This window comes from Mitsuaria sp. GD03876, from assembly GCF_029840635.1.
Classification (GTDB): domain Bacteria; phylum Pseudomonadota; class Gammaproteobacteria; order Burkholderiales; family Burkholderiaceae_C; genus Roseateles.
In genome coordinates, this window is sequence record NZ_JAOCCU010000065.1 from 21,989 (window position 1) to 30,190 (window position 8,202).

Annotated in this window: 7 protein-coding genes; 2 read left to right on the forward strand and 5 right to left on the reverse strand. The window is 71.8% G+C overall.

The genetic code is table 11. The features are described 5' to 3' along the window. Nucleotides 1-29: 29 nt before the first annotated feature. The 5 genes from hutF to hutC form a co-directional block, all read right to left on the reverse strand. Nucleotides 30-1,466 (reverse strand): formimidoylglutamate deiminase, encoded by a 1,437-nt coding sequence (gene hutF / locus N5D62_RS26365; protein ID WP_279761008.1) that lies wholly within the window; start codon nucleotides 1,464-1,466, stop codon nucleotides 30-32. Continuing rightward, nucleotides 1,463-2,287, reverse strand: coding sequence for an N-formylglutamate deformylase (gene hutG / locus N5D62_RS26370; RefSeq protein WP_279761009.1), 825 nt, complete (start codon nucleotides 2,285-2,287; stop codon nucleotides 1,463-1,465). Before hutG ends, hutF begins: the two co-directional genes overlap by 4 nt. 68 nt (nucleotides 2,288-2,355) lie before the next feature. After that, a complete protein-coding gene (gene hutI, locus N5D62_RS26375; RefSeq protein ID WP_279761010.1) occupies nucleotides 2,356-3,573 on the reverse strand; it encodes an imidazolonepropionase in 1,218 nt (405 codons plus the stop codon). Continuing rightward, nucleotides 3,570-4,163, reverse strand: a complete 594-nt coding sequence (locus N5D62_RS26380) for a HutD family protein (RefSeq protein WP_279761011.1) — start codon at nucleotides 4,161-4,163, stop codon at nucleotides 3,570-3,572. Before N5D62_RS26380 ends, hutI begins: the two co-directional genes overlap by 4 nt. A 59-nt stretch (nucleotides 4,164-4,222) precedes the next feature. Continuing rightward, the gene (gene hutC / locus N5D62_RS26385; protein WP_279761013.1) at nucleotides 4,223-4,978 is read right to left on the reverse strand and encodes a histidine utilization repressor; all 756 of its coding nucleotides are present in this window, start codon (nucleotides 4,976-4,978) and stop codon (nucleotides 4,223-4,225) included. A gap of 113 nt (nucleotides 4,979-5,091) precedes the next feature. Between hutC and N5D62_RS26390 the strand changes: the two genes are divergently transcribed. Both N5D62_RS26390 and hutU read left to right on the forward strand, forming a co-directional pair. Next, the gene (locus N5D62_RS26390) at nucleotides 5,092-6,522 is read left to right on the forward strand and encodes a cytosine permease (protein WP_279761015.1); all 1,431 of its coding nucleotides are present in this window, start codon (nucleotides 5,092-5,094) and stop codon (nucleotides 6,520-6,522) included. A gap of 28 nt (nucleotides 6,523-6,550) precedes the next feature. Further along, nucleotides 6,551-8,202, forward strand: a 1,652-nt coding sequence (hutU, locus tag N5D62_RS26395) for a urocanate hydratase (protein ID WP_279761017.1), incomplete at its 3' end; no start/stop codon positions are given.

Consider the following 8,202-nt stretch of genomic DNA (forward strand, 5'->3'; position numbering starts at 1 on the left):
CATCGGCGCCCGGCGTGCCCGCGCCGCGCTCAGCGCCAGAGCGCGTTCATCGTCTCGACGAAGCGGTCCCGGCGCGCCGCGTCCTCGATCGCGCGGCGCTGGCCGGCGACGTAGACCTCGCGCCAGGGCTGGCCCTGGCTGGCGAAGACCAGTCCGTCCAGCAGCGCCGCGTCGGGCAGCCCGGCCAGGCCGCTGGCGGTCGTGTCCAGCACCAGGAAATCCGCCCGCGCGCCCGCCTTCAGCCCCCAGGACGCCAATCCCGCGGCCCGCGCGCTGCCGGCGACGCTGGCGTCGAACAGCCGCGCCGCCGTCGACGGCTGCCGCCCCGGCTGGGCCGCGACGTTGCGCCGCTGCAGGCCCAGGCGCTGGCCGTATTCCAGCCAGCGCAGCTCCTCGACCCAGCCGCGGGTGACCTGGCTGTCCGAGCCCACCGTCATCGGCACGCCCGCGCCCAGCCAGCCGCCCAGGTCCGCCAGCCCGTCGCCGAGGTTGCCCTCGGTGCCCGGGCAGATCACCACGCCGGCGCCGCTGGCGGCGATGCGCGCGATCTCCTCGGGTGTGCTGTGCGTCGCGTGCACCAGCTGCCAGCGCGGATCCAGGCCGTGGTCCGCCAGGAAGGCGATCGGCCGCTTGCCGGTCGCCGCCAGGCAGTCGTTCACTTCCTGCTGCTGCTCGGCGACATGCACGTGGATGGGAATGTCGGCATCGCCCACCAGCGCCTGCAGTGCGCGCACGTCGTCCGGATGCGCCGCGCGCAGCGAATGCACCGCCACGCCCGCGCGCACCAGCGGCAGCCCCGCGGCGTTGAGGCGCTCGCAGGCGCGCCAGACCCACTCGGCATCGGTGCGGAAACGCCGCTGCGTCTCCCGCAGGCCGCGCTGCGCGAAGCCGGCATGCGCGTACAGCACCGGCAGCAGCGTCAGGCCGATGCCGACCTCCTGCGCCGCCTCGGCCAGCGCGAGCGACATCACGTGCTCGTCCTCGTAAGGCGTGCCGTCCTCGCGGTGGTGCAGGTAGTGGAACTCGCAGACCTGCGTGTAGCCGCCGGCCAGCAGCTCGGTGTAGAGCTGCGCGGCGATCGCCTTGAGCTGCGCCGGCGTCACGCGCAGCGCCACGCCGTACATGCGGTCGCGCCAGGACCAGAAGTCGTCGCTGTCGCTGTCGCGCTGCTCGGCCAGGCCGGCGAACGCGCGCTGGAACGCGTGGCTGTGCGCGTCGACCAGCGTCGGCAGCACCGGGCCGTCCAGGCGCACCGCGTCGGCCGGCGCCGGCTGGCCGGCGGTCAGGTCGAGCCAGTGGCCGTCGGCGCCGGCGCGCATCAGCACGTCGCGCTGCCAGCGGCCGTCGAGCCATGCCAGCGGCGCGTGGAAGCTCGTCGGGCCGCCCATGCCCTGCGTGACGGCGTGGATCGCGGCATTCACCGCGGTCGTGACGGCGGTCGTCGCGGCGACGATGGCGGGGGTCATGCGGCGCTCCGGGTCGGATTGGCCATCAGGTAGGCCTGCAGCAGCATCGACAGCACCGGTCGCACGCGTTCGACGCAGGCATCGTCCAGCTCGTAGCCGGTGAAGCCCATCTCGTTCTCGACCATGTAGCAGCGGTAGCACATCTCCAGCTGCACCGCCTGCTGGCCGAGTTCCGGCCGGCCGTACTGGCGCGTGATGTAGCCACCCTTGAAGCGTCCGTCGACGACCCAGCTGAAGCGGTCCTGCGCCTGCAGCGCGATCTCCATCGCCTGGCGCGTGACCTGCTTGCAGGACTTGCCCTCGACGGTGCCGATGTTGAGGTCGGGCAACTGGCCCTCGAAGAGCCAGGGCAGTTCCGAGCGGATGCTGTGGGCCTCGAACAGCAGCGCGAAGCCGTGCTCCTGGCGCAGCCGCTGCAGCTCGCCCTGCAGCGCCTGGTGGTACGGCGCCCAGTACTGCGCGATGCGGCGCTGCTTCTCGGCGGCGTCGGGCGCCTGGCCGTCCTTGTACAGCGGCTCGCCGGTGAAGAACCGCGTCGGGCACAGTTCGGTGTTGGACGCGCCGGGGTACATCGGCGTGTCCTCGGGCGGGCGGTTCAGGTCGATCAGGTAACGCGAGTAGCGCGGGATCAGCAGCCCGGCGCCGACTTCCTCGGCGATCGGCGCGTACAGCGGCTCCAGGTGCCAGTCGGTGTCCTCGCTGCCGAGCGCGCGCTCGACGTAGCGGGCGTGCTGGTCGGCCGGGATCTCGCGGCCCACGTGCGGCATGCTGATCAGCAGCGGGGTGCGGCCGCGCCGCAGTTCAAAGACGTCGTGCTTCATCGCTCGTTCCTCTTGTCTCCATGCGGCCGTCGCGGCGCCGAGGGAGCGCCGCGCGTCCGCTTGTCGTCTCAGCCGCGCGGCTTGCCCGCCACGACCGTCTGGCGCAGCGGATTGCGCCCGAACCAGTAGGCCAGCTCCCGCGGATGCGCCGCGTCCCAGACGCAGAAGTCGGCGCGCAGGCCTTCGGCCAGCCGCCCGCGGTCGGGCAAGCCGAGCGCCCGCGCCGCGTTCACCGTCAGCCCGCGCAGCGCCTCCTCCGGCGTCATCCGGAAGAAGGTGCAGGCCATGTTCAGCATCAGCAGCAGCGACAGCCCCGGCGAGCTGCCCGGGTTGTGGTCGGTCGCCAGCGCGATCGGCACGCCGGCGTCGCGCAGCGCCTGGATCGGGGGCAGCTTGGTCTCGCGCAGGAAATAGAAGGCGCCCGGCAGCAGCACCGCGACGGTGCCGGCCTGCGCCATCGCCGCGATGCCGGCGTCGCTCAGCCATTCCAGGTGGTCGCAGGACAGCGCGCCGAACTCGGCCGCCAGCGCCGCGCCGCCCTGGTCGCTGAGCTGCTCCGCGTGCAGCTTCACCGGCAGGCCCAGCGCCTTGGCCGCGTCGAACACGCGCCGCGTCTGCGCCGGCGTGAAGGCGATGCGCTCGCAGAACGCGTCGACCGCGTCGACCAGCCCCTGCCGCTTGAGCTCCGGCAGCCAGGCGCAGACCGCGTCGACGTACTCGTCCTGGCGGCCTTCGAATTCGGGGGGCAGCGCATGCGCGCCCAGGTAGGTCGTGCGGACCGTCAGGCCGAGCTCGGCGAGCTTGCGCGCCACGCGCAGGCATTTCGCCTCCGCCGCCAGCGACAACCCGTAGCCCGACTTCACCTCCAGCGTCGTCAGCCCCTCGGCCATCAGCGCGCGGGCGCGCTGCACGGCCAGGACGTGGAGTTCATGCTCCCCGGCCGCGCGGGTGGCGTTCACCGTCGAGCGGATGCCGCCACCGGCGCGGGCGATCTCCTCGTAGGTCGCGCCCTGCAGGCGCAGCTCGAATTCCGCCGAGCGCTCGCCGCCGTAGACCAGGTGGGTGTGGCAGTCGATCAGCCCCGGCGTGACCAGCCGGCCGTCGAGGTCGTGCACCTCGGTCACGCCCTCGACAAGCGCCGCCGGCAATTCGGCGGTCGGTCCCACCCAGCGCAGCTGCTCGCCCTCGACCAGCAGCGCGCCGCCGGCCACCAGGCCCCAGTCGCGCTCGCCGGCGAAGGTCGCCAGCGTCGCGTTCGTCCACAGCGTGCGCCGGGTCGTCGTCATGTCTTGCTCCAGATCAGCCACCAGGCGGGGCCGTGTCGATCGCCGTCGTCGAAGACGCAGCTCTGCGCGGCCGGCGACTCGCACCAGGCCAGCGTGTGCGGCGCCAGCGGCACCGAGCGGTGGCCGTGCACCAGCATGCCGCCCTCCTGCGTGAACAGGCCCAGCCACTGCGCGCCGTGCGGGATCACCGGCCGGTCGGCCGGCTGCACGCGGAACACGCCCGCGCCGCGCCGGTGCATCGCGTTGAAGTCCTGGGTCGGCCCGCCGATCAGCGCGCACTGGGGCGCGTCCTCGCCGGGGAAGTGGACGATGCCCTCGTTGGGCTTGAGCGCGCGGCCGCGCAGGATCACGCCGTCGCCCGACAGCACGCCGAACCAGCGGTCCACGCCGGGGAAGGCGGAGAACGGGCCGTCGCGTTCGATGTCGGCGACGCTGATGCGCACCTTCCAGTCCGCCACGTGCGGCCAGGCGAGCAGCTCGCGCGTCCGTCCGCCACCATTGCGCCACGGGGTCGGGGCGACCTCGTCGGCGGTGATCCTCATCCAGCTCATGACGTCCAACTCAGGGTTGTTGTTGTGCAAGGCGGGCATTGTCGAAGCGTCGCTCATCGGCTCAGGTCACCAATCGTCACACCGGTTGCCGCCAGGCCTCAGGCCTGGAAGCTGCCTTCCAGGAAATAGCGGCTGCCCGGATGCACCAGCCGCACGGCGGTCACCGTGCGGCCCAGGCTGGACGTGGCGCGGCGCACCACGAGGCAGGCCTCGCCGCGCGGCATGCCCAGCAGCCGCGCCTCGAGCGCGTTGGGCATCGCCGCCTCGATCGTGTAGCGCGCTTCCGACAGCGGCGCCACCTCCAGCAGGTAATGCGTGGGCGTCACCCGCTCGAAATCCTGCGCCATGTAGTCGGGCGCGCAGGCCGGGTTGACCAGCCGGTCCTCGCACTGGATCGCGACGCCGTTCTCGCGGTGGACGATGACGCTGTGGAACACCGTCGCGCCGGCGCGCAGGCCCAGCAGCGCGGCCTGCTCGGCGCTGACCTTGAGCGACTCCAGCACGTGGACCCGGGCCTCGTGCCGGTGGCCGCGCGCGGCGATCTCCTCATGCACGTCGCGCACCGTCAGCGTCGACGCGATCCGGTGCAGCTGGGCGACGAAGCTGCCCACGCCCTGCACCCGCTCCACCAGGCCCTCCTGGTGCAGCTCGCGCAACGCGCGGTTGACCGTCATGCGGCTGACGCCGAAGGCCCCGGTCAGCTCCGACTCCGACGGCAGCCGCTCGCCCGGCCGCCAGCGGCCGCTGGCGATGCCCTCGCGCAGGTGCGTCTTGACCTTCAGGTACTGCGGCGAAGGGCCGCCCGCGGCGCTGGCCGGGGGCATGGACACGGGGCTCGAGGAGGAGGTCGCCATGGGGTCGCATCCTACTTGACTGTACTTGTATAGACAACTAGAGTCCGCCCACATCGCGCTGCAAGACGCGGACACCAGACGGCGGGACCAGGCCCGCCACAAGGAGACAGTGCATGACCGTATCGACCTCCGCGGCGACGCCGGCCTCCGGCGCCCCCGCTTCCGCGTCCCGGCTGCTGGAGACGCGCAGCATCGACCGCGTCCCCGAGCGCGAGCGGCACGGCAGCCCGGCCAGCCAGTTCAGCCTGTGGATGGCGGCCAACCTGCAGATCACCGCGGTGGTGGACGGCGCGCTGGCGATCGTGTTCGGCGCCGAGGCGGCGACGGCCATCGTCGGCCTGCTGCTGGGCAACCTGCTGGGCGGCGCGGTGATGGCGCTGCACTCGGCGCAGGGCCCGCGGCTGGGCCTGCCGCAGATGATCTCCAGCCGCGTGCAGTTCGGCGTCAAGGGCGCGGCGCTGCCGCTGATGCTGACGCTGGTGATGTACCTGGGCTTCGCCGCGACCGGCACGGTGCTGTCGGGCCAGGCGATCAACCTGCTGCTGGGCGCGCAGTCGCCGCTGACCGGCATCCTGGTCTTCGGCGGACTGACCGCGCTGATCGCCACCGTCGGCTACCGGCTGATCCACGTCGTGGGCCGCATCTCCACGGTGCTGGGCATCCTGGGCTTCGGCTACCTGGCGCTGCGGCTGTTCCAGCAGCACGACGTGGCCTCGGCCTTCGGCCAGAAGCCCTTCTCGCTGGCCTCGCTGCTGCTGACGATGGCGCTGGCCGCCGGCTGGCAGCTGACCTTCGCGCCCTACGTCGCGGACTACTCGCGCTACCTGCCCACCAGCACCTCGACCGCGCGCACCTTCTGGACCACCTTCGCCGGCACCGTGCTGGGCGCGCAGCTGGCGATGACCTTCGGCGTGCTGGTCGCGGCCGTCGGCGGCGGCTTCCTGAAGAACCAGGTCGGCTTCATGGGCGAACTGGCCGGCCCCGCGGTGGCCGCGGCGATCTATGTCGTAATCGTCGCCGGCAAGCTGACGGTGAACTGCCTGAACGCCTACGGCGGCTGCATGACGCTGCTGACCACGCTGACCGCCTTCCGCCCGTCGATGCGCATCGGCCCCACCGCGCGCGCGGCGACGGTGATCGGCTTCGTGCTGCTGTCGATGGCCGTGGCGGTGCTGGCCAGCGCCGACTTCCTGAACCACTTCAAGAACTTCGTCCTGCTGCTGCTGGCGGTGTTCGTGCCCTGGAGCGCGATCAACCTGGTGGACTACTACCTGGTCTCGCGCGAGAAGGTCGACATCCCCGCGCTGTACGACCCGCGCGGCCGCTACGGCGCCTGGAACGCGATGGCGCTGGGCTGCTACGTGATGGGCGTGCTGGTGCAGATCCCGTTCCTGAACCAGAAGCTCTACCGCGGCCCGATCGCCGACTGGCTCGGCGGCGCCGACATCTCCTGGATCGTCAGCCTGGTGCTGACCTCGCTGGTCTATTACCCGCTGGCCAGGCGCTCGATGCGCGTGCCGGCTTCGATGATCTATCCCGATTGATTCCCTGCTTTCCCCGGAAGGACCCGTCATGAACACCCACGCCCAACCCCGTCCCGTCCGCGCCCCCACCGGCACGCAGCTGCATTGCAAGAACTGGCTGATCGAGGCCGCCTACCGGATGATCCAGAACAACCTGGACCCGGCCGTGGCCGAGAACCCCGACGCGCTGGTCGTGTACGGCGGCATCGGCAAGGCGGCGCGCAACTGGGACTGCTTCGAGCAGATCCTGGCCTCGCTGAAGAACCTCAATGAGGACGAGACGCTGCTGATCCAGTCGGGCAAGCCGGTCGGTGTCTTCCCGTCGCACGTCGACGCGCCGCGCGTGCTGCTGGCCAACTCCAACCTGGTGCCGGCCTGGGCCAACTGGGAGCACTTCAACGAGCTGGACCGCAAGGGCCTGATGATGTACGGCCAGATGACGGCCGGCTCGTGGATCTACATCGGCTCGCAGGGCATCGTGCAGGGCACCTACGAGACCTTCGCCGAGGCCGGCCGCCAGCACTTCGGCGGCGACATGGTCGGCCGCTGGGTGCTGACCGCGGGCCTGGGCGGCATGGGCGGCGCGCAGCCGCTGGCGGCGACCTTCGCCGGCGCCTGCTCGCTGACGATCGAATGCCAGCAGTCGCGCATCGACTTCCGCCTGAAGACCCGCTACGTCGACGAGCAGGCCGCCGACCTGGACGACGCGCTGGCGCGCATCGCCAAGTACACGGCCGAGAAGAAGGCCGTCTCCATCGCGCTGCTGGGCAACGCGGCCGAGGTGCTGCCCGCGCTGGTGGCGCGGGTGAAGGCCGGCAGCGCGATCAAGCCGGACCTGGTCACCGACCAGACCTCGGCGCATGACCTGATCAACGGCTACCTGCCGGTGGGCTGGAGCGTGGAGCAGTGGAAGGCCGCCGCCGGCGACGCCGCCAAGCACGCCGACCTGAAGGCCGCCGCCGCGCGCGGCTGCGCGGTGCACGTGCAGGCGATGCTGGACTTCCAGGCGATGGGCATCCCCACCGTCGACTACGGCAACAACATCCGCCAGGTCGCCTTCGACCAGGGCGTGAAGAACGCCTTCGACTTCCCCGGCTTCGTGCCCGCCTATGTCCGCCCGCAGTTCTGCGAGGGCCGCGGCCCGTTCCGCTGGGTCGCGCTGTCCGGCGATCCGGAGGACATCTACAAGACCGACGCCAAGATCAAGGAGCTGTTCCCGCAGCACGCCGGCGTGCACCGCTGGCTGGACATGGCGCGCGAGCGCATCGCCTTCCAGGGCCTGCCCGCGCGCATCTGCTGGCTGGGCCTGGGCGAGCGCCACAAGGCCGGCCTGGCCTTCAACGAGATGGTCCGCACCGGCGAGCTGAAGGCGCCGATCGTCATCGGCCGCGACCACCTGGACTCGGGCTCGGTGTCCAGCCCCAACCGCGAGACCGAGTCGATGAAGGACGGCTCCGACGCCGTGTCCGACTGGCCGCTGCTCAACGCGATGCTCAACACCGCCGGCGGCGCGACCTGGGTCTCGCTGCACCACGGCGGCGGCGTGGGCATGGGCTACTCGCAGCACAGCGGCGTGGTCATCGTCTGCGACGGCACCGAGGCGGCCGACAAGCGGCTGTCGCGCGTGCTGTGGAACGACCCCGGCACCGGCGTCATGCGCCATGCCGACGCGGGCTACGACATCGCGCAGCGCACCGCGCA